The following is a 21,088-nucleotide window of genomic DNA, read 5'->3' as shown; positions in this document are numbered from 1 at the left end:
TTCGGTGCGAGTCCCCCTGTCCTGGCTGCGCGACCACGTCGCCGAGGTCCCCGCCGACGCGGAGGCGGTCGGCGAGGCCTTCGTGCGCGTCGGCCTGGAGCTCGAGGAGATCCACGGGACGCCGGAGCTGACCGGCCCGCTGACCGTCGGCCGCGTGCTGGAGATCGAGGAGCTCACCGAGTTCAAGAAGCCGATCCGCTCCTGCCGGGTCGACCTCGGGCAGGCGGTCCGCGGGATCGTCTGCGGCGCACGGAACTTCGTCGTCGGCGACCTCGTCGTGGTGGCCGAGCCCGGCGCGGTCCTGCCCGGCCCGTTCCCCATCTCGTCGCGCACGACCTACGGCCGGGTCTCGGACGGGATGATCTGCTCGGCCAAGGAGCTGGGCCTCGGCGCCGACCACTCCGGCATCCTCGTGCTGCCGCCCGGCACCGCCGAGCCGGGGGCCGACGCGCTGCCGCTGCTCGGGGTCGACGACCCGGTCGTCGAGCTGGCCATCACCCCGGACCGGGGCTACTGCTTCGCCGTGCGCGGGATCGCGCGCGAGCTGGCGGCCTCGCTCGGGGAGGACTACACCGACCCGGCCCGACGGGTGCAGGTCCCCGAGGCGGAGGGCCCGGCCTGGCCGGTCCGCATCGCCGACGAGGCGGGCTGCCCGCGGTTCGTCACCCGCCGGGTCACCGGGGTCGACGCCAGCGCGCCCACCCCGTGGTGGATGCAGCGGCGGCTGCTCGCCGCCGGGATGCGGCCGATCTCGCTGACCGTCGACGTCACCAACTTCGTGATGCTCGACCTCGGCCAGCCGATCCACGCCTACGACGCGACCCGGCTGCAGGGCGGGATCGTCGTGCGCCGCGCCGAGCCGGGGGAGAAGCTGCGCACCCTCGACGACGTCGAGCGCACCCTCGACCCGGACGACCTGGTCATCGCGGACGACTCGGGCGCCATCGGGCTCGCCGGTGTGATGGGCGGGGCGTCCACCGAGATCCCGCTGGACAAGACCGGCTCGGTCGACGTGGTGATCGAGGCCGCGCACTTCGCGCCCACGGTGATCGCCCGCGCCGCCCGCCGGCACAAGCTGCCCAGCGAGGCGGCGAAGCGCTTCGAGCGGTCCGTCGACCCGCAGCTCCCGCCGATCGCGGCCGAGCGGGTCGCGAACCTGCTGGTGGAGCACGGCGGCGGGCGGATCGAGCCGGGCCGCACGGACGTCGGCGCCGCGCCGGTGCTGCCGCCGGTGCGGATGCCGTTGAACCTGCCGGACCGCACCGCCGGCGTGACCTACGAGCGCGGGGCCACCGTCGCGCGGCTCACCCAGGTGGGCTGCGCGGTCGAGCTGGAGACCGACGCGGACGACCGGACCGGCTCGGTCACCGTGGTCGTCGCCACGCCGCCGTCCTGGCGGCCCGACCTGGACCTGCCGGCCGCGCTGGTCGAGGAGGTCCTGCGGCTCGAGGGCTACGACACCATCCCGTCGACGCTGCCCCCGGCGCCGGCCGGGCGCGGGCTCACCCCCGCCCAGCTGCGCAAGCGGGCCGTGTCCCGGGCGCTGGCCGAGACGGGGCACGTCGAGGTCGAGCCCTTCCCGTTCGTCGGCGACGCCACGTGGGACGCGCTGGGGCTGCCCGAGGACGACGTCCGGCGGCGGACCGTCGCCGTCGCCAACCCGCTCGACGCCGACCGCGACCGGCTCGCGACCACGCTCCTGCCGGGCCTGCTCGAGACCCTGGTGCGCAACAAGGCCCGCGGGTTCGACGACCTCGCGCTGTACACGATCGGGCAGGTCGTGCTGCCGCACCGCAACCCGGTGCCGATGCCCGACCCGGGCGTCGACCGGCGGCCCACGGACGCCGAGATCGCGATGATCGAGGCCGCGCTGCCCGCGCAGCCCGTGCACGTCGGCGTCGTGCTCACCGGGCACCGCGAGCCCCGCGGCTGGTGGGGGTCCGGGCGCGCGGCCGGCTGGCAGGACGCCGTCGAGGCGGGCCGGCTCGTCGGGGCGGCCTCGGGGGTGGAGCTGCGGGTGACCAAGGCCGGGCTCGCGCCCTGGCACCCCGGCCGGTGCGCCGCGCTGCGGGTGGGGGAGTGGGTCGTCGGGCACGCCGGCGAGCTGCACCCGAAGGTCGTCGAGGCGCTGGGGCTGCCCCCACGCACCTGCGCGATGGAGCTGGACCTCGACGCGATCCCGCTGCGGGACGAGCGCCCGGCGCCGCAGGTCTCGCCGTACCCGCCGGTGTCGGTCGACGTCGCCCTGGTCGCGGACGAGGCGGTCCCGGCCGCCGAGGTGGCCGCGGCGCTGACCGAGGGCGGGGGCGAACTGCTGGAGGAGGTCCGGCTGTTCGACGTCTACACCGGTGCGCAGGTCGGCGAGGGCAACCGCTCGCTCGCCTACGCGCTCCGGTTCCGCGCGCCGGACCGGACGCTGACGAACGAGGAGGCCAACGCGGCCCGGGACGCGGCCGTCGCCCTCGCGGCCGAGCGCGTCGGGGCCGTCCTGCGCTGAGGGCGCGAGGCCGGCCGGGCCGGCTCAGTCGTCCCGGCCGGTGACGCCCAGCGCGTTCGTGATCCGGTCGCCGACGAACGGCACCGCCACCCAGACCGCGAACGCCCAGATGTCGAGGAGCGGGAACAGCGGGATGGACACCAGGAACGCGAACCCGGTGACCGCGGACGGCACCCAGCCGTAACGCACGAGCCGCCAGGGCGTGCCGGGCACGAACGCCCGGGTGCGCCCGAGGATCGCGACGATGACGGCGAACGTGCCGATCTGCACCGTCTCGGCGAGGGCGTACACGGAGAAGCGGGCGAAGTCGACGTGGTCCTCGGCGATGAACCGCGTGAAGAACGGCGTGAGCACGATGAGCAGCAGCCACAGCATGTTCAGCCAGATCAGCGGGAGCGTGGCCCGCGCGACGTAGCGGAACACCCCGTGGTGGGTGATCCAGTGCCGGGCGATCACGGCGAAGCTGATGAGGAAGGCCAGGTACTCGCCGCGGTTGGCGGTGAACCCGGCCGCGAGCTCGGCGGCCGTGTCACCCTGGGGCACCTGCAGGTCGATCGCGAGCAGGGTGATCGCGATGGCCACGACGGCGTCGGAGAAGAAGGTGAGGCGTTCGGCCGCCCCGCGCTCGGTCGGGCCGAACTCGTCCTCGGTCTCGTGGGCGGGCGCCTCGGCCATGCGGGGACTGTAGCGATCTCCCGTCGGCGCGCACAGGACCCTAGAGCCCCTCGCCGCCCAGCGGGCCGCCGCCGGTGGTCGTGGCCGGATCCCGCCCGACGGCGTCGAAGGCCCGCATGATCTCCAGGGCGACCATGAGCGTCCGCCCCGAGCCCTCGACGCTCTCGCCGAGCAGGTCCTCGGCCTGCTTGACGCGGTAGGCGACGGTCCCCGGCGAGACGTGCAACCGGTCCGCGGCCGCGGCCCGGCTGCGGCCCGCCTCCAGGTAGGCGGCGAGCGTCTCGCGCAACCGCCGCGCCTTCGGCGACGCCGTGCACAGCCGGGGACCCAGCGTGTCCAGCGCGAACCGGCCGGCGTGCTCCGCGTTCGCGGTGAGCAGGCCCGCCACGGCGACGTCGGCGTGCCCGACGACGCCCCCGTGCCCCAGCCCGGCCAGCCGGGCGGCCTCCTGCGCGGCGACGTGGCTCCAGCGGAACCCGGCGGGGCCGTCGGCGGCGGGCCCCACCGCCACCCGTACCCCGACGGCGAGCGGCCCGGCGGAGCGGATCCGCTCGGCGGGCTCCGCGTCGGGCCGGCCGGGCCGGTGCAGCCAGCCCCAGAGCAGCGTCGGGGAGCGGTGCAGACTCACGGTGGCGTCGGCGTCGAGGACGTCGGCGAGCCGGCCGACCTCGGCGTCGAGCCGGACCGCCGTCCGGTCCGCGGTGAGCAGGACGGCGACGTGCCAGCCGCCCAGCGCGTACCCGAGCGCCGCCTCCGCCGCGCCCCGGTCGACCGACCCGTCCGCCAGGATCTCCTCGACGACCCGCATCCGCTCGGCCGCCGCCGATCCCGTCCAGTCGGCGAGCTCCACGGCGTAGCGGCGCTCGACGGCGTCGCTGAACGCCTCGACGTAGGCGAACGACTCGGTGGTGAGCCCGCGGGCCTCGGCGGCGGCCTCCGCGGGCGGCGCGACACGCTCGGTGGCGGCCACGAGGGCGTCGAGCGCGGTGAAGTGCGCGGTCCACATCATCCGCAGCAGCCGCGGCAGGGGCACCCCGCCGCGGACCGCGCCCCGGACCGACGCCAGGAGCTCCTCCGGGACGGGGAGGTCCGCGGCCGGGACCTCGTCGCGCAGCCCGCGCAGCACGGCGAGGAAGCAGCCCTGGCAGGCGCTGAGCAGCTGGCGGACGGTCTCGGCGGTGCGCGGGCCGCCCCCGATCGCCGACTCGGCCCCGCGCTGGGCGGCCTCCAGGCCCCACCGCGCGGCCTGCAGGCCCACGGTGGCGACGGTCTGCTCGAAGCTCTCCGGGGCGCAGCGCACCTCGACCACGGCCCCGCCGGGTTCGAGCGCGTCCATCCACGTCCGCCCGGCGAGCGGGCGCGCGGCGGGGTCAGCGGGGATCGGGCCCACCTCCGGGTCGGCGTTGCGCCGGGGCGACAAGAGGGTCGCGGGACGTTGGCGTGCGAGGCGAAGAATAACCGCACCTCGGTGGTGTCGGATGGTCACGACGGTTCCGGGGTCGACCGGGGGCCGTCGTCGCGGCCGGGGGGAAGGGGGGCCCTTCGCCGGTGGCCCCGCGGGACAGGGCACGGTCCCGCGGGGCTCGCGGCGTTCCCGCGCCGCGCCGTCGCCTACGCGCGGGCGAGCCGGAGGAGCTCGCGGGTCGAGGTGTCGGGCAGGTAGGCGCGGGTCAGCGCCACACCGAGCCGCGGGAGGTCCGCCTCGTCGCGGAACACCAGGTGCATGGGCTCGTAGCGGGGCTGGAACTTGGCCTTGAAGGCGTGCAGCGAGCGGAAGCCGTACAGCGGCTCCAGCCGCGCCCCGAGGGTGTCGAGCAGCCGGTCGAGCACCGCGGTGTCCCCGGAGGCGTCGGTCCGGGCCAGCGGCGCCCCCGACAGCGACACGACCTCCGCCCCCTCCTCGCGGAACGCCAGGCAGGCGGAGGCGATGAGGAACTCGACGACGGGCCGGAACCCGCCCTCCCGCCGCCGCATGACGTCCAGCGTCCAGCCCCGGACCGTGCCCCCGGGCGCGTACACCGGGAGCCACGAGGTCACGCCGTGCACCAGGCCGTCGGCGTCGACCGCCAACCCCACCCGGACGTGCGGGTCGAGCGCCTCGTCGACCCCGCCCAGGGTGAACCCCATCTCCGGCAGCCCCTTGCCGCCGACCCACTGCTCCGAGAGCTCCCGGACCTGGTCGACGACGCCGTGGCGCTCGTCGGCCAGCCGGACCAGCCGGTGCGTGATCCCCTGCTTGCCCGCCTTGTTCAGCGCGGACCGCACGTCCTGCCAGGCCTTGCCGCGGAACTCCAGCCGCGGCAGGTCGACGAGCGTGTCCTCGGCGACCTGCGCGCTGAACCAGCCGGCCTCCCGGGCCGCGCGGGCGACGGGGTCGGACGCGGAGAACAGGCAGGGGATGAGCCCGGCCGTCTCGCTGCGCACCGCGAACTCCTCCAGGGCGGCCAGGGGCTCCGGCCCGATCGGGTCGCCCAGGCCCAGGGCCACCCCGGCGTGCCGTTGGAAGGCCACGCACGCCTCGCCGTCGGCGGTCACGAACCACTCGTTGTCCGGCCAGGTGGCCATCCACGAGACGGTGCCGCCGCCGTGCCGCTCGAGCAGCCCGACCGCCGTCTCCCGGTCCGTGACCCCGCCGACCGCCCGCCGGGCCCGGCGGGACGGGACCCGCCAGGCCCGCCGCCCGACCAGGAGCAGGACCAGCAGCACCGCCCACGCGAGCCGGTCGGCCACGAAGATGCCCGGCTGGTCGAGGACGGCCACGCCGCCCTCCACCAGCGCCGCCACGACGAACACCGCCGCGACCAGCAGGCCCAGGAACACGTTGAGCGCGGCCAGCCCGACGGCCCACCGCCACGCGACGCGTCGGCCCTTGCGCAGGCCGTTGACCAGCAGCACGACCACGACGAGCGTGACCGCGAGGTCGATCCAGCTCGTCTCCGGGTCGCCGGTCGGGCCGAGGGGGCCGTCGCCCGGCAGCAGGAAGCTCAGCACCGAGCCCGCGGCCATCAGCACGAGCAGGAACACCGCGAGCAGCCGCCACTCCCGGCGGCTCGGGCGGGTCGCCGGCACCGCCCGGCCCCGCACCAGCCGCGGTCCCGCGACCAGCGCGATCAGCACCGCGACGAGGTGCTCCAGGTCGGCGAGCGAGCCGAGGTAGACCGCGGAGGCGAGCACGTAGAGGGCCAGCGCGAGCCGTAGCCGAAGCCGCCACGGCGGGCGCAGGGTCGCGCTGGTCACGGCGAGCGCGGCGAGGGCGCCGGCCGAGAACCCGACGTCGAGCAGCCGGCTCGTCGTGTCGGCCCAGGGCCAGCCGATGCCGCGCACGAGGAGCAGGAAGCCGAGCGCCGAGAGGATGCCCACCAGTTGCCCGACGACCGCGGTGAGCGCGGCGAGACCGGTGCCCAGCCGCCACTCGGCCCAGCCGACGAAGAGCGCGAAGCTGCCGGTCATGACCAGGTAGAAGGGCGGGACGACGGCGAGGAACGGCCCGGAGAACAGCGTCCACCAGCGGCCGCCCTCCAGCGACGGCACGCCGTAGGCGATCCACGGGTACCACGGCTGGTCCGCGGCGGCCCGCCAGAACGCGCCGGTGGCGAACCCCGCGACGATCATCGCGAGCACGACGGCGCTGGTGAACGGGGTGCGGCGGACCAGCGTCAGCACGCGGGAGCGCAGCGGGGCGAGGGCCGGGAGGGCCCGGGCCGGGCGGGCCGTCGTGCTGTCGGACATCGTCGCCTCCCCGTGGCGGGCGTGCCGCGACCGCCGGTCGTCTCGTGGCTGTTCGGCGGATCGGGGGCGGCGTTACGGTGCGCCCATGTGCGAGGGACACGCGAGCCCGGCCGAGGTCGCGCAGGGCCTCCCGCGCCCCGCCGAGGGCCCCGCGGTCGACCCGATCCGGCTCGAGCCGGTCGACGAGATCCGGATCACCACACTGGTGGAGAACGTCTTCGACGCCCTGCTCGTCGGCGACGAGCGGGTCTCACGGGTCGGGCTCGGGGCGGGCCGGGCCACCGCGGCGCAGTTCCTGGGGGGCGCCGCGGACGTGGGGCTGCGGGCCGAGCACGGGTTCGCCGCCCTCGTCACCGTGCGGCGCGGCACTGCGACCACGTCGGTGCTGTTCGACGCCGGCCTCTCGCCCGACGCGCTGGTGGTCAACGCCGGGCGGGTCGGCGCGGACCTCACCGGGATCCAGGGGATCGTGCTCAGCCACGGACACCCGGACCACGCCGGCGGCCTGGCCGGGCTGGCCGGCCGCAAGGGCACCCGGGCGCTGCCGATGGTGCTGCACCCGGCCGCGTGGACCCGGCGCCGGCTCGCGCCGCCCGGGGGCGAGGCGCGCGAGCTGCCGACGTTGAGCCCGCGGGCACTCGCGGGGGAGGGGTTCGAGCTCGTCGAGCGCCGGGTCCCGTCCGTGCTCCTCGACGGCGCGGTGCTGATCACCGGTGAGGTGGACCGGACCACCGAGTTCGAGCGGGGCATGCCGCCCGCGCACCAGGCGTGGACCGGGTCGGCCTGGGAGCACGACGCCGCCGTGGTCGACGACCAGGCGCTCGTCGTGCACGTGAAGGACAAGGGCCTGGTGGTGCTGACCGGCTGCGGGCACGCCGGGGCGGTCAACATCGTCCGGCACGCGCGGCGGCTGACCGGGGTGCCCGAGCTGTACGCGCTGCTCGGGGGCCTGCACCTCAACGGCCCGTACTTCGAGCCGGTCATCCCGCCGACGGTCGCCGCCCTGCGCGAGCTGGCGCCCGCGGCCCTGGTCCCGGGGCACTGCACGGGCTGGCGTGCCCAGCACGCCCTGGCCGCCGCGCTGCCCGAGGCCTGGATCGCCCCGAGCGCGGGCAGCACCTACGTCCTCTGATCCGCGAGTCGGCAGTCTCCTGCGACCGGAGGTGCGATCCCGGGAGGTCCCGGGATGTGGGGTTCGGTGCCGGGGAAGTGCCGACTCGTGGGGGCTAGAGGTGCTTGAGGGCCTCCTTGCGGGACAGCGGCGAGAGGTCGGGATGGCTGTCGACGAACTCCCGCACCCACAGCGGGTCGGTGCGCGCGTGCTGGCGCAGCGCCCACCCGATCCCCTTGCGCAGGAAGAAACCCTCGTCCTTGAGGCTGGCCTCGATGGCCTCGGCGAGCAGGTCGACGTCCGTGTCGCCCTTGGACTGCAGCTGGCAGACGATCGCCGTGCGGCGCAGCCACGGGTCGGGGTCGGTGGCCCAGCGCCGCATCACCGGCGTGACGCGCACGGGGTCGCGGCGCAGCAGCGGCCCGACCAGGCGGGAGGCGATCTCGTCCACGTGGTCCCACCAGGCACCGGTGACCACCCAGTGCCGGTAGCGGGGGAGCCAGTCCGCGTCGGGCCAGGCAGCGTACGCGCGGTAGCCGGCCAGGGCGGTGGCCAGGTAGCGCTCCTCGCGGAACTCCGCGCCGTCCCACAGCGCGTCGGCGACCGCCGCGAGGGCCCCGGGCGTCGGCGGCGGGGCGGCCTGGACGCACTCCCGCAGGATCCGCGCACGGACCGGCTGCGGGACCCCGCGGAACGGCATGTCCGACTTCATGTACGCCTGCATGACGGGGGCGGCCTCCGGGTCGGCGGCCGCGGCGAGCCCGGCGCGCAGCGCGTCGGCCAGGGTGCTCATGAGGTCAGCCTAAGCCCGGACGCCACCCCTTCGGGGAGGGTGAGCGGGAACGCCTTTGCATGAGATTTCACGACCATGCATAATCTTGCGCGTGGTACGGATCGCGGTGGCGGGAGCCAGCGGGTACGCCGGGGGAGAGCTGTTGCGTCTCCTCCTGCAGCACCCCGAGGTCGAGATCGGTGCGCTGACGGCGGGCGGCAACGCGGGACGACGACTGGGCGAGTTCCAGCCGCACCTGCCGCTGCTGGCCGACCGCGTGCTCGAGGAGAGTACGGCGGAGGTGCTCGGCGGGCACGACGTGGTCTTCCTCGCGCTGCCGCACGGCAGGTCCGCGGAGATCGCGGCGCAGCTCGGCGGGTCGACGCTGGTGATCGACTGCGGCGCGGACCACCGGCTGCGGGACGCCGACGCGTGGGACCGGTGGTACGGCGGCGAGCACGCCGGCCACTGGCCGTACGGGCTGCCCGAGCTGCCCGGCGGCCGGGAGGCGCTGCGCAGCACCACCCGGGTCGCCGTGCCGGGCTGCTTCCCGACGGTCTCCTCGCTCGCCCTCGCGCCCGCCCTCGCGGCCGGGCTCGTGGGCCCGGAGGTCGTGATCACCGCCGTCACCGGGACGTCCGGCGCGGGGAAGTCGCTCAAGCCGCACCTGCTCGGCGCGGAGGTGATGGGGTCGCTGTCCGCCTACGGGGTGGGGGGCGCGCACCGGCACACCCCGGAGATCGCGCAGAACCTGTCGGGGGTGTCCGGTAGGCCCGTCTCCGTGAGCTTCACCCCCGTCCTCGCGCCCCTCCCCAGGGGCATCCTCGCGACCTGTACCGCGCCGCTGACCGGCGCGGGCGCCGAGGCGCGCGAGGTCTACGACAAGGCCTATGCGGCCGAGCCCTTCGTGCACCTGCTGCCCGAGGGGCAGTGGCCCACGACCAAGGCGACGCTCGGGTCGAACACCGTGCACCTGCAGGTGGCGGTCGACGTCGACGCCGCGCGGCTCGTGGTGGTCGCGGCGATCGACAACCTGGCCAAGGGCACCGCGGGCGGGGCGATCCAGTGCATGAACATCGCCCTGGGCCTGCCCGAGACCACCGGCCTGCCGACCACGGGGGTGGCGCCGTGAGCGCACCGTCCGGCCAGGGCGTCACCGCCCCCCGGGGCTTCCGGGCCGCCGGGGTCATCGCCGGCATCAAGGCGAGCGGCAGACCGGACCTGGCGCTCGTCGTCAACGACGGGCCCGGGCAGACGGCCGCGGCCGTCTTCACCCGCAACAAGGTCAAGGCCGCCCCGGTGCTCTGGTCCCAGCAGGTCCTGACCACCGGGAGGCTGAAGGCCGTCGTGCTCAACTCCGGCGGGGCCAACGCCTGCACGGGCCCGGAGGGCTTCCGGACGGCGCACGCCACCGCGGAGAAGGCGGCCGAGGTGCTGCAGTGCGGCGCGATCGAGGTCGCGGTCTGCTCGACCGGCCTGATCGGGGCGCAGCTCCCGCGGGAGACGGTGCTGGCCGGCGTCGAGAAGGCCGCCGCGGCGCTGGACGCCACGCCGGCGGCCGGGCTCGCCGCGGCGACCGCGATCATGACCACCGACACCGTGGCCAAGCAGGCCGTCGCCGCCCGCGAGGGCTGGAGCGTCGGCGGGCTCACCAAGGGCGCCGGCATGATCGCGCCCTCGATGGCCACCATGCTGTCGGTGCTGACCACGGACGCGGCCGTCGAGCCGGAGGTCCTGGACCGGGCGCTGCACGCCGCGGTCCGGGTGAGCTTCGACCGGCTGGACGTCGACGGCTCGATGTCGACCAACGACACGGTGGTCGTGCTGGCCTCCGGCGCCTCCGGGATCACCCCCGGCGAGGAGGAGCTCGCCGCGGCGCTGACCGAGGTCGCCAAGGACCTCGCCCGGCAGATGCAGGCGGACGCGGAGGGCGTCACCAAGCGCGTCACCGTGCGGGTGACCGGCGCCGCGAGCGAGGACGACGCCGTGGTGGTCGCCCGGACCGTCGCCCGGGACTCGCTGGTCAAGACCGCGCTGTTCGGGTCGGACCCGAACTGGGGGCGGGTCGCCGCGGCGGCGGGGTACGCCGACGCCGACCTGGACCCCGAGCGGCTCGACGTCACGATCAACGGCGTCACCCTCTGCCGGGGCGGCGTCGCCGCGGAGGACCGGTCGCTGGCCGACCTCTCCGGCGAGGACGTCCTCGTCGAGGTGGAGCTGGGCCTCGGGTCGGGCGAGGCGGAGATCCTCACCACCGACCTGTCGCACGCCTACGTGGAGGAGAACAGTGCCTACTCCTCCTGAGACACCCGCCCGGCTGAAGCGGGCCGGGGAGAAGGCCGGCGTGCTGGCCGAGGCCCTGCCGTGGCTGCAGCGGTTCCACGGGCAGGTGGTCGTGGTCAAGTACGGCGGCAACGCCATGATCGACGAGGAGCTCAAGCAGGCCTTCGCGCAGGACATGGTGTTCCTGCGGCTCGCCGGCATCCACCCGGTCGTCGTGCACGGCGGCGGTCCGCAGATCAGCGCGATGCTGAAGCGGCTGGGGCTGCCGGGCGAGTTCCGCGGCGGGCTGCGGGTGACCACGCCCGAGACGATCGACGTCGTGCGGATGGTGCTGGTCGGCCAGGTGGGCCGCGAGCTCGTCGGGCTGGTCAACCAGCACGGGCCGTATGCCGTCGGGCTCTCCGGGGAGGACGCCGGGCTGTTCACCGCCGAGAAGCGCACGGCGCTCGTCGGGGGCGAGTCCGTGGACATCGGCCTGGTGGGCGACGTGGTGGAGGTCAACCCGGACGCGGTGCTGGACATCGTGAAGGCCGGCCGGATCCCCGTCGTCGCGGGCGTGGCCCCCGGGCCGGAGGGACAGGTCTACAACATCAACGCCGACAGCNCCCCGCCCGCCCTCGACGCCGCGAAGCTCGTGGTGCTCACGGACGTCGAGGGCCTGTACGCGAACTACCCGGACCCCGACTCGATCATCTCCGCGCTCACCGCCGCCGAGCTGGAGCCGATGCTCCCGGAGCTGGAGAGCGGGATGGCGCCGAAGATGGAGGCCTGCCTGCGGGCGGTGCGGGGCGGGGTCCCCCAGGCTCACGTGATCGACGGGCGGGTGCCGCACTCGGTCCTGCTCGAGGTCTTCACCAGCGAGGGAGTCGGAACCATGGTGGTGCCCGGATGACCGGCTACGCCGAGCGCTGGCAGCACGCGCTCATGAACAACTACGGCACGCCGCCGCTCACCCTGGTGCGCGGCGAGGGCGCGGTGGTGTGGGACGCCGAGGGCAACCGCTACCTCGACCTGCTCGGCGGGATCGCGGTGAACTCCCTCGGCCACGCGCACCCCGCCGTCGTCGAGGCGGTGACCCGGCAGATCGCCACGCTGGGCCACACCTCGAACCTCTACATCACCGAGCCGCCGCTGCAGCTCGCCGAGAAGCTCCTGGAGCTGCTCGGACAGGAGAGCGCGCGGGTGCTGTTCTGCAACTCGGGCGCCGAGGCCAACGAGGCGGCGTTCAAGATCGCGCGGCGCACCGGCCGGCCGAAGATCGTGGCGTGCCAGGACGCGTTCCACGGCCGGACGATGGGGGCGCTCGCCCTCACCGGGCAGCCGGCCAAGCGCGATCCCTTCGAGCCGATGCCCCCGGGCGTCGAGCACATCCCGTACGGCGACGTGGAGGCGCTCGAGGCGGCGGTCACCGAGCAGACCGCGGCCGTGTTCCTCGAGCCGATCCTGGGCGAGGCCGGCGTGATCGTGCCACCCGAGGGCTACCTCGCGGCGGCGCGGGAGATCACCTCGCGCAAGGGCGCCCTCCTGGTGCTCGACGAGATCCAGACCGGCATCGGGCGCACCGGCGCCTGGTTCGCCCACCAGGCCACCGGCGTGGTGCCGGACGTCGTCACCCTGGCCAAGGGCCTCGGCGGCGGCCTGCCGATCGGCGCCTGCATCGGCATCGGCGCCGCCGCGGGCCTGCTCGAACCCGGCCAGCACGGCACCACCTTCGGCGGCAACCCGGTGAGCTGCGCCGCGGCGCTGGCCGTGCTCAGCACGATCGACAACGACGGGCTGCTCGAGCACGTCGACCGGCTCGGCAAGGAGATCGTGGCCGGGCTCGAGGGGCTCGCGCACCCGGTGGTCTCGGACGTCTCCGGCGCCGGCCTGCACATCGGCATCGGCCTGAACCAGCCCGTGTCCGCCGGCGTGGCGGCGAAGGCCCGCGAGCGGGGGTACCTGGTCAACAACGCGGTGCCGACCCGGGTGCGCCTCGCGCCGCCGCTGATCCTCACCGAGGCGCAGGCGCAGGGCTTCCTCGAGGACCTGCCCGGCATCCTCGACGAGTCCGGCGGGACGGTCTGATGAGCGTCGTCGGGGGGCCGGCGCGCGGCGTCGGGAAGGGCAGGCCGCGGCACTTCCTGCGGGACGACGACCTGTCGCCCGAGGAGCAGGCCGAGGTGCTGGCCCTGGCCGCGGAGATGAAGGCGGACCGGTTCGCGCACCTGCCGCTGGTGGGGCCGCGTCCGGTGGCGGTGCTGTTCGACAAGTCGTCGACCCGGACCCGGGTGTCGTTCGAGGTGGGCATCACCCAGCTCGGCGGGCAGCCGGTGATCCTCGACGCGGCCAGCAGCCAGCTCGGCCGGGGCGAGACGATCGAGGACACCTCGCGGGTGCTCTCCCGGTTCGTCGACGCCGTGGTGTGGCGGACCGCCGGGCAGACGCGGCTCGAGGCGATGGCGGGGGCGTCGTCCGTGCCGGTGGTCAACGCGCTCACGGACGAGTTCCACCCCTGCCAGGTGCTCGCCGACCTGCTGACCGTCCGGGAGCGGTTCGGCCGCACCGCCGGGCTCACGCTGACCTACCTCGGCGACGGCGCCAACAACATGGCGCAGTCGCTGCTGCTGGGCGGCACGCTGGCGGGGATGCACGTGCGGATCGGGGCGCCGGCGGGCTTCACCCCGGACCCGGACGTGTTGCGGGACGCCAAGGCCCACGGTTCGGCCACCGGCGGATCGGCCGAGGTCCTGTCCGACGCGCGGGCGGCCGTGGAGGGGGCGGACGTCGTCGTCACCGACACCTGGGTGTCCATGGGGCAGGAGGCCGACGGGCGCGACCGCGCGGCGCCGTTCCGGCCGTACCAGCTCAACGCCGAGCTGCTCGCGCACGCGGGCGAGCGGGCGATCGTCCTGCACTGTCTGCCCGCGCACCGCGGCGACGAGATCACCGACGAGGTGCTCGACGGGCCCGCCAGCGCGGTGTGGGACGAGGCCGAGAACCGGCTGCACGCCCAGAAGGCCCTGCTCGCCTGGCTGATGGACCCGGTCCGGTCCGGGAGCGACCCGCGATGAGCCCGCGCACCGGAGGGGCCCGCCCGTGACCTCGGCCCGCCCCCGCAACCAGGCCGCGAGCCGGGTCGCCCGCCAGGCCCGGATCGTCGAGCTCATCACCCGGCGCGCGGTGCGCAGCCAGGGCGAGCTGCTCGGCCTGCTCGAGGCCGAGGGCATCGAGACCACCCAGGCCACGCTGTCCCGGGACCTCGACGACCTCGGCGCGGTCAAGCTGCGCGGCGCGGACGGCGGGCCGCCGGTGTACGTGATCCCGGAGGACGGCAGCCCGGTGCGCGGGATCGAGGGCGGCACCGGCCGGGTGTCCCGGTTGCTGGGGGAGCTGCTGGTGTCCGCGGACGCGAGCGGCAACCTCGCCGTCCTGCGCACCCCGCCCGGTGCGGCCCACTATCTGGCGAGCGCGCTCGACCGCGCCGCCCTGAACGACGTCGTCGGCACGATCGCGGGCGACGACACCGTCCTGGTGGTGGCCCGCGAGCCGCTCACCGGGGCCGAGGTCGTCGCGCGACTGCTCGACCTGTAGACCAAGGAGCACCATCGAAGTGAGCAAGGTCCTGACCTCCCTCCCCAAGGGCGAGCGCATCGGCATCGCCTTCTCCGGTGGCCTCGACACCTCCGTGGCGGTCGCCTGGATGCGCGACAAGGGCGGGATCCCGTGCACCTACACCGCCGACCTCGGGCAGTACGACGAGGCCGACATCTCCGGCGTCCCCGCCCGGGCGAAGCAGTACGGCGCCGAGATCGCCCGCGCGGTCGACATCAAGCCGCAGCTGGTGGAGGAGGGCCTGGCGGCGCTGGCGTGCGGCGCCTTCCACATCCGGTCCGGCGGCCGGACGTACTTCAACACCACGCCGCTGGGCCGCGCGGTCACCGGGACGCTGCTGGTGCGCGCGATGCAGGCCGACGGCGTGAACATCTGGGGCGACGGCTCGACCTTCAAGGGCAACGACATCGAGCGGTTCTACCGCTACGGCCTGATGGCCAATCCCGAGCTGCGCATCTACAAGCCGTGGCTCGACGCCGACTTCGTCCAGGAGCTGGGCGGGCGGGACGAGATGAGCCGGTGGCTCACCGCCCACGGGCTGCCCTACCGGGACGCGGCCGAGAAGGCCTACTCCACGGACGCCAACATCTGGGGCGCGACCCACGAGGCCAAGACGCTGGAGCACCTCGACGTGTCCCTGGAGACCATCGAGCCGATCATGGGGGTGAAGTTCTGGGACCCCTCGGTCGCGATCGAGACCGAGGACGTCGCGGTCACCTTCGAGGGCGGGTACCCGGTGGCGATCAACGGCAGGCGGTTCGCGGACCAGGTCGCGCTGGTCCTGGAGGCCAACGCGATCGGCGGGCGCCACGGCCTGGGCATGTCCGACCAGATCGAGAACCGGATCATCGAGGCCAAGTCGCGCGGCATCTACGAGGCGCCCGGGATGGCGCTGCTCTTCGCCGCGTACGAGCGGCTGCTCAACGCGATCCACAACGAGGACACCCTGGCCAACTACCACTCGGAGGGCCGCAAGCTCGGGCGGCTGCTCTACGAGGGCCGCTGGCTGGACCCGCAGGCGCTGATGATCCGCGAGTCGATCCAGCGCTGGATCGCGTCGCTGGTCACCGGCACCGTCACGCTCCGCCTGCGCCGCGGGGACGACTACACGATCCTGAACACCGAGGGGGTCGGCTTCTCCTACCACCCGGACCGGCTCTCCATGGAGCGCGTCGAGAACGCCGCCTTCGGGCCCACGGACCGGATCGGCCAGCTCACCATGCGCAACCTCGACATCGCCGACTCCCGCGCCAAGCTGGAGGCCTACGCCGGGCAGCCGGCCGAGCAGGGCACCGTGCTCGTCGAGCACGGCACGCTGTTCGGCGAGCTGCCGTCGGGCGGCTTCGACCGGATCGCGGCGGCCGACCGGGCCGAGGAGCGCGAGTCGGAGAAGTCCCTCGACGCCGCCGCCCTGGAAGCGGGCAACGACTGATGGCGGGCTCCGGATCGGGTTCGGCGCTGTGGGGTGGCCGGTTCAGCGGCGGTCCGGCGGACGCGCTGGCCGCGCTGAGCAAGTCCACGCACTTCGACTGGCGGCTCGCGCCGTACGACATCCGCGGGTCCAAGGCGCACGCCCGGGTGCTGCACCGGGCCGGCCTGCTGTCCGACGACGAGCTGGCCGGGATGCTCGACGCGCTGGCCAAGCTGGAGTCGGAGGTCGAGTCGGGGGCGTTCGTCCCCGCCCCCGGCGACGAGGACGTGCACTCCGCGCTGGAGCGCGGCCTGATCGAGCGGGCCGGGGCGGACCTGGGCGGCAAGCTCCGGGCCGGGCGGTCCCGCAACGACCAGGTCGCCACCCTGTTCCGGATGTGGCTGCGGGACGCCGCGCGCCGGATCGCGTCGGGTGTGCTCGACGTGGTCGACGCGCTCGTCACGCAGGCCACCGCCTACCCGGACGCGCCGATGCCCGGCCGCACCCACCTGCAGCACGCCCAGCCGGTGCTGCTGTCGCACCAGCTCGCCGCGCACGCCCAGGCCCTGGTCCGGGACGTCGACCGGCTGCGGGACTGGGACCGGCGGGCCGCGGTCTCGCCGTACGGCTCGGGAGCGCTCGCCGGCTCCTCGCTCGGGCTGGATCCCGAGGCCGTGGCCGCCGAGCTGGGCTTCGACTCGTCGGCGGAGAACTCGATCGACGGCACCGCCGCGCGGGACTTCGCGGCGGAGGCCGCGTTCGTGCTGGCCATGGTCGCGGTCGACCTGTCGCGGCTGTCCGAGGAGGTCATCCTCTGGGCCACGGCGGAGTTCTCCTACGTCACGCTCGACGACGCCTTCTCCACCGGCAGCTCGATCATGCCCCAGAAGAAGAACCCCGACGTCGCCGAGCTGGCGCGCGGCAAGGCGGGGCGGCTGATCGGCAACCTGGCCGGCCTGCTGGTCACGCTCAAGGGCCTGCCGCTGGCGTACAACCGGGACCTGCAGGAGGACAAGGAGCCGCTGTTCGACTCCGTCGAGCAGCTCGAGCTGCTGCTCCCGGCCGTGGCGGGCATGGTCGAGACGCTGGTCTTCCACACCGACCGGCTCGCCGAGCTCGCGCCCGCGGGCTTCACCCTGGCCACGGACGTCGCGGAGTGGCTCGTGCGGCAGGGCGTGCCGTTCCGGGTGGCGCACGAGGCCGCCGGCGGGTGCGTCCGCGCGGCCGAGGCACGCGGCGTCGGGCTCGAGGACCTCACCGATGCCGAGTTGGCCGGCGTGCACCCCGCCCTTACCCCGGCGGTGCGGGAGGTGCTCACGGTCGAGGGCTCCATCGCCTCCCGGGACGCCCGCGGCGGCACCGCCGGTCCGCGGGTGGAGGAGCAGCTCGACGGCCTGCGCCTCGCCTCCGCCGCGGCGCGGGCCCGGGTGAGCGGCTGAGTGGCGGCGCCGACCCGGCCGTTGATCGCCCGCGAGGAGCTCGCCACGGACGTGCTCCCCGCGGCGGCCCGGCTCCTGGGCTGCACCGTCGAGGCGGACACGCCCGAGGGCCTGGTCGCCGTCGAGCTCGTCGAGGTGGAGGCCTACCGCGGGGCGGACGACCCGGCGTCGCACAGCTACCGGGGCCGGACCCCGCGCAACGCCGTGATGTTCGGCCCCGCGGGGCACCTGTACGTCTACTTCGTCTACGGCATGCACTTCTGCGCCAACGTGACCTGTCTGCAGGAGGGCGAGGCCGGCGCGGTGCTGCTGCGGGCCGGCCGGGTGGTGTCGGACCCGGGGATCGCCCGGGTCCGGCGGCCGACGGCCCGGCGCGACGCCGACCTGGCTCGCGGGCCCGCGCGCCTGGCCTCGCTGCTCGGGCTCGGCCGGGAGCACAACGGCGTCGACGTCACCTCGCCGGACTCGCCGGTGCGGGTCGTGGCGGGGGAGCCCGTGCCGGCCGAGCGGATCCGCACCGGTCCGCGGGTGGGCGTCGCCGCCGCGCACGACACGCCCTGGCGCTTCTGGGTCGACGGGGCGCCCGAGGTGAGCCCGTACCGGCCGGGCCGCGTCCGTTCCGTGACGTCACGAGACCGCACCGAGATGGACAGGCAGGAAAGGCGAGCCTAACCTTCCTGCCATGATCGTCGATCGTCGGCCGGGCCGACTCCTCACGCTCGTCGGCCTGCTGCTCGCGGGCGCCCTCGTCCTCGCGGGCTGCGGTGGTTCGGGCGGTGGTGACCGGTCCGGACCGGGGAGCACCGCTCCCTCCGGCACCTCGGATGTCTTCCCGGCGACCGTCACGCACAAGTACGGGACCACGACGGTGCCGGCCGCCCCGCAGCGCGTCGTGTCGCTGGGCTACACCGACCAGGACGCGATCCTGGCGCTCGGCGTGGTCCCGGTCGCGATCCGCGAGTTCACCGGCAACAAGCCCTCCGCCACGTGGGAGTGGGCGCAGGACGAGCTGCAGGGCCGGCGGCCGCAGGTCCTGCCGGTCGGCGAGGTGAGCACCGAGGCGCTCGCCGCCCTGCGCCCCGACCTGATCGTCGGCATCTCCGCGGGCCTCACCCAGGAGCAGTACGACACCTACTCCGAGATCGCGCCGACGATCGCACAGCCGGCCGGGTTCGTCGACTACGGCACCCCGTGGCAGGACGCCACCCGTCTCACCGGCCAGGCGCTCGGCAGGAGCGCCGAGGCCGAGAAGCTGATCTCGGACCTGGAGGCCCGGTTCGCCCAGGTCAAGGCCGCGAGCCCGGCGCTGCAGGGCAGGACGGTGGCCGGTGTGCGGCCGAGCACGGCGGACAACGCGTCGTTCTTCGTGTGGGGTTCGCAGGACCTGCGGGCGCGGTTCTTCGAGGCGCTGGGCATGACCGTCCCACAGGACTTCGACCAGCTGGCCGGGTCGAACTTCTACGCCACGATCTCGACCGAGGAGATCTCGAAGCTGAACTCGGTCGACTCGCTCGTGCTCATCACGGCGAGCGACGCCGAGACGCAGGCGTTCCAGAACCTGCCCGGATACTCGAGCCTGACGCCGGTGCGGGAGGGCCACGCCTTCACCCCGACGCCGGAGCAGTCCGCGGCGCTGTCGTTCTCCAGCGTGCTCAGCCTGCCGGCGCTGCTCGACAGCCTGCCGGCGGACATGAACGCCGAGCTCGCATGACGCCCCGCTGAGCCGCCCGACCACCGGTCCGTCCCCGCGACCCGGGGGACGGGCCGTCCGCGTATCGGGGAGGATTGGGTTCGTGAGCATCCTCGACGAGCTGGAGTGGCGCGGCCTGATCGCGCAGAGCACCGATCTCGACGCCCTGCGCAAGGACCTCGAGGGACCCGAGCCGCTCACCCTCTATTGCGGGTTCGACCCGACGGCCGCCAGCCTGCACGCCGGGCACCTGATCCCGCTGCTCACCCTGCGCCGCTTCCAGGAGGCCGGGGCCCGGCCGATCGTGCTGGCCGGCGGGGCGACCGGGCAGATCGGCGATCCGCGTGACGTCGGCGAGCGGTCGCTGCACAGCGTCGAGACGGTCACCGAGTGGGCCACGCGGATCCGCGGGCAGCTCGAGCGGTTCGTGACCTTCGACGACTCGGCCACCGGAGCGCTCGTCGCGAACAACCTGGACTGGACCGGGAACCAGAGCGTGCTGACCTTCCTGCGGGACGTCGGCAAGCACTTCTCGGTCAACGTGATGCTGGCGCGCGAGACGGTCAAGCGCCGCCTCGCCGGGGACGGGCTGTCCTACACCGAGTTCAGCTACCTGCTGCTGCAGTCCCAGGACTACCTCGAGCTGTACCGGCGCTACGGCTGCCGGTTGCAGATCGGCGGGTCGGACCAGTGGGGCAACATCGTCGGCGGCGCGGACTTCATCCGGCGGGTGGACGGCGGGACCGCACACGCGTTGACCACCCCGCTGGTGACCGACTCCGAGGGACGCAAGTTCGGCAAGTCCACCGGTGGCGGCAGCATCTGGCTCGATCCGGACCTGACCTCGCCGTACGCCTGGTACCAGTACTTCGTCAACGTCGCCGACGCCGACGCCGGCCGGTACCTGCGTCTGTTCACCTTCCTGCCGCGGGAGGAGATCGAGCAGCTGGAGAAGGAGACGGCCGAGCGCCCGCACCTGCGGCTCGCCCAACGCCGGCTCGCCGAGGAGCTGACCACCCTGGTGCACGGGCCGCAGGCGACCGCGCAGGTGATCGCCGCCTCGTCGGCGCTCTTCGGGCGGGGCGAGCTCGGCGAGCTGGAGGCCGGAACGCTGAGCGCGGCGATGGCGGAGGTGCCGACCACGGACACGTCGCTCGGGGCCGGCAGCACGATCGTCGACCTCCTGGTGGCGACCGGGCTGGTCGAGAGCAAGGGGGCCGCGCGCCGCGCCGTGAAGGAGGGCGGGGCGTACGTGAACAACGCGAAGATCGACGACGAGGAGTGGACCCCGTCGTCGGACGACCTGCTCGCGGGCGGCTGGCTGGTGCTCCGGCGCGGCAAGCGGAACCTCGCCGGCGTGCGCGTGGCGCGCTGACTCCGCGCGAGGTCGCCGAGATCACGCGCACGGGATTCGGGCCCGGTACGCACCCCCACGAGGGGCGTGCCGGGCCCGTTCGCCTCCGGGTGCCCGGGACCGGGACGGGTCGACCGCGGGGGCGGTCGCGCGGGCGGGGTCGAGGGGCTGTCGCGGGACGATCACTGCGCTGCCGCCCCTGACCTGCGCGAACGGCGAAAGTGCCCCCCCGGTTTTCGGAGCCCCGGAGCGGGTGTGTAACTTTCTCTCTCGTCGCCACGGCGGTCAGCACGACAGACCGGGACGGGTTCTCCGGCCCAGAGTCAGACCGCAGGCGGGCGACGACAATCGGTTCGACCGAGCCTCTCGGGGCACGGACGGACCGGCGCGGGACTCCGGTGCTTGACCTGGCCGGGGGGCATGCGTAAGATAGGGGAGTTGCCTCCGAGCGGATCGCTCTGGTAGGGTGACAATCCGAGATGGAAGCCCCGGATCGAGATCGCGAATGCGGTCGCGTGATGGTGTGCGGGTGT

At 74.7% G+C, this 21,088-nt stretch carries 17 protein-coding genes; 13 read left to right on the top strand and 4 right to left on the bottom strand.

The features are described from left to right. Positions 1–4 precede the first annotated feature (4 nt). Positions 5–2,497 (top strand): phenylalanine--tRNA ligase subunit beta, encoded by a 2,493-nt coding sequence (pheT, locus tag ACFQH9_RS24210; RefSeq protein ID WP_379569266.1) that lies wholly within the window; start codon positions 5–7, stop codon positions 2,495–2,497. Between the two features lie 24 nt (positions 2,498–2,521). On the opposite strand, the gene ACFQH9_RS24205 is transcribed toward pheT, so the two are convergent. From ACFQH9_RS24205 to ACFQH9_RS24195, 3 genes are all read right to left on the bottom strand, one after another. Next, entirely contained in the window at positions 2,522–3,172 is a 651-nt protein-coding gene (locus ACFQH9_RS24205) for a TMEM175 family protein (RefSeq protein ID WP_379569264.1), read from the bottom strand. Between the two features lie 40 nt (positions 3,173–3,212). Beyond that, complete coding sequence (locus tag ACFQH9_RS24200; protein WP_379569262.1) at positions 3,213–4,508, bottom strand: PucR family transcriptional regulator; 1,296 nt, start codon at positions 4,506–4,508, stop codon at positions 3,213–3,215. 275 nt (positions 4,509–4,783) lie between these two features. Next, positions 4,784–6,901, bottom strand: a complete 2,118-nt coding sequence (locus ACFQH9_RS24195; protein ID WP_379569260.1) for a bifunctional lysylphosphatidylglycerol flippase/synthetase MprF — start codon at positions 6,899–6,901, stop codon at positions 4,784–4,786. 85 nt (positions 6,902–6,986) lie between these two features. On the opposite strand from ACFQH9_RS24195, the gene ACFQH9_RS24190 reads away from it, so the two are divergent. Beyond that, positions 6,987–8,033, top strand: coding sequence for an MBL fold metallo-hydrolase (locus tag ACFQH9_RS24190; RefSeq protein WP_379569258.1), 1,047 nt, complete (start codon positions 6,987–6,989; stop codon positions 8,031–8,033). A gap of 94 nt (positions 8,034–8,127) precedes the next feature. On the opposite strand, the gene ACFQH9_RS24185 is transcribed toward ACFQH9_RS24190, so the two are convergent. Further along, on the bottom strand, positions 8,128–8,805 hold the full coding sequence (locus ACFQH9_RS24185; RefSeq protein WP_379569256.1) for a DNA alkylation repair protein: 678 nt from the start codon (positions 8,803–8,805) through the stop codon (positions 8,128–8,130). Between the two features lie 91 nt (positions 8,806–8,896). On the opposite strand from ACFQH9_RS24185, the gene argC reads away from it, so the two are divergent. The 11 genes from argC to tyrS all read left to right on the top strand — a co-directional run bounded on the left by argC (position 8,897) and on the right by tyrS (position 20,576). Then, entirely contained in the window at positions 8,897–9,916 is a 1,020-nt protein-coding gene (gene argC, locus ACFQH9_RS24180) for an N-acetyl-gamma-glutamyl-phosphate reductase (protein ID WP_379569254.1), read from the top strand. Then, positions 9,913–11,088: a bifunctional glutamate N-acetyltransferase/amino-acid acetyltransferase ArgJ gene (argJ, locus tag ACFQH9_RS24175; protein ID WP_379569251.1), complete on the top strand. Its 1,176-nt coding sequence runs from the start codon at positions 9,913–9,915 to the stop codon at positions 11,086–11,088. Before argC ends, argJ begins: the two co-directional genes overlap by 4 nt. Continuing rightward, a complete protein-coding gene (gene argB, locus ACFQH9_RS24170) occupies positions 11,072–11,959 on the top strand; it encodes an acetylglutamate kinase (protein WP_379569249.1) in 888 nt (295 codons plus the stop codon). The genes argJ and argB overlap by 17 nt, the downstream gene beginning before the upstream one ends. Further along, the gene (locus ACFQH9_RS24165) at positions 11,956–13,134 is read left to right on the top strand and encodes an acetylornithine transaminase (RefSeq protein ID WP_379569247.1); all 1,179 of its coding nucleotides are present in this window, start codon (positions 11,956–11,958) and stop codon (positions 13,132–13,134) included. Before argB ends, ACFQH9_RS24165 begins: the two co-directional genes overlap by 4 nt. Next, positions 13,134–14,120 (top strand): ornithine carbamoyltransferase, encoded by a 987-nt coding sequence (argF, locus tag ACFQH9_RS24160; protein ID WP_379569245.1) that lies wholly within the window; start codon positions 13,134–13,136, stop codon positions 14,118–14,120. The genes ACFQH9_RS24165 and argF overlap by 1 nt, the downstream gene beginning before the upstream one ends. A gap of 25 nt (positions 14,121–14,145) precedes the next feature. Further along, positions 14,146–14,640: an arginine repressor gene (locus ACFQH9_RS24155; RefSeq protein ID WP_379569243.1), complete on the top strand. Its 495-nt coding sequence runs from the start codon at positions 14,146–14,148 to the stop codon at positions 14,638–14,640. 19 nt (positions 14,641–14,659) lie between these two features. Further along, the gene (gene argG, locus ACFQH9_RS24150; protein WP_379569241.1) at positions 14,660–16,093 is read left to right on the top strand and encodes an argininosuccinate synthase; all 1,434 of its coding nucleotides are present in this window, start codon (positions 14,660–14,662) and stop codon (positions 16,091–16,093) included. Beyond that, positions 16,093–17,511 (top strand): argininosuccinate lyase, encoded by a 1,419-nt coding sequence (gene argH, locus ACFQH9_RS24145; RefSeq protein WP_379569239.1) that lies wholly within the window; start codon positions 16,093–16,095, stop codon positions 17,509–17,511. Before argG ends, argH begins: the two co-directional genes overlap by 1 nt. After that, positions 17,512–18,183 (top strand): DNA-3-methyladenine glycosylase, encoded by a 672-nt coding sequence (locus ACFQH9_RS24140; protein ID WP_379569237.1) that lies wholly within the window; start codon positions 17,512–17,514, stop codon positions 18,181–18,183. Between the two features lie 10 nt (positions 18,184–18,193). Next, complete coding sequence (locus ACFQH9_RS24135) at positions 18,194–19,222, top strand: iron-siderophore ABC transporter substrate-binding protein (RefSeq protein WP_379569235.1); 1,029 nt, start codon at positions 18,194–18,196, stop codon at positions 19,220–19,222. An 82-nt stretch (positions 19,223–19,304) separates the two neighbouring features. Next, positions 19,305–20,576, top strand: coding sequence for a tyrosine--tRNA ligase (gene tyrS / locus ACFQH9_RS24130; RefSeq protein WP_379569233.1), 1,272 nt, complete (start codon positions 19,305–19,307; stop codon positions 20,574–20,576). The last annotated feature ends 512 nt before the right edge of the window (positions 20,577–21,088 follow it).

Origin of the sequence: Pseudonocardia lutea (assembly GCF_042658055.1) — a bacterium.
Lineage (GTDB): Bacteria > Actinomycetota > Actinomycetes > Mycobacteriales > Pseudonocardiaceae > Pseudonocardia > Pseudonocardia lutea.
The sequence above is the reverse complement of the archived record's forward strand: the minus strand, read 5'-3'. Positions and strand labels throughout refer to the sequence as shown.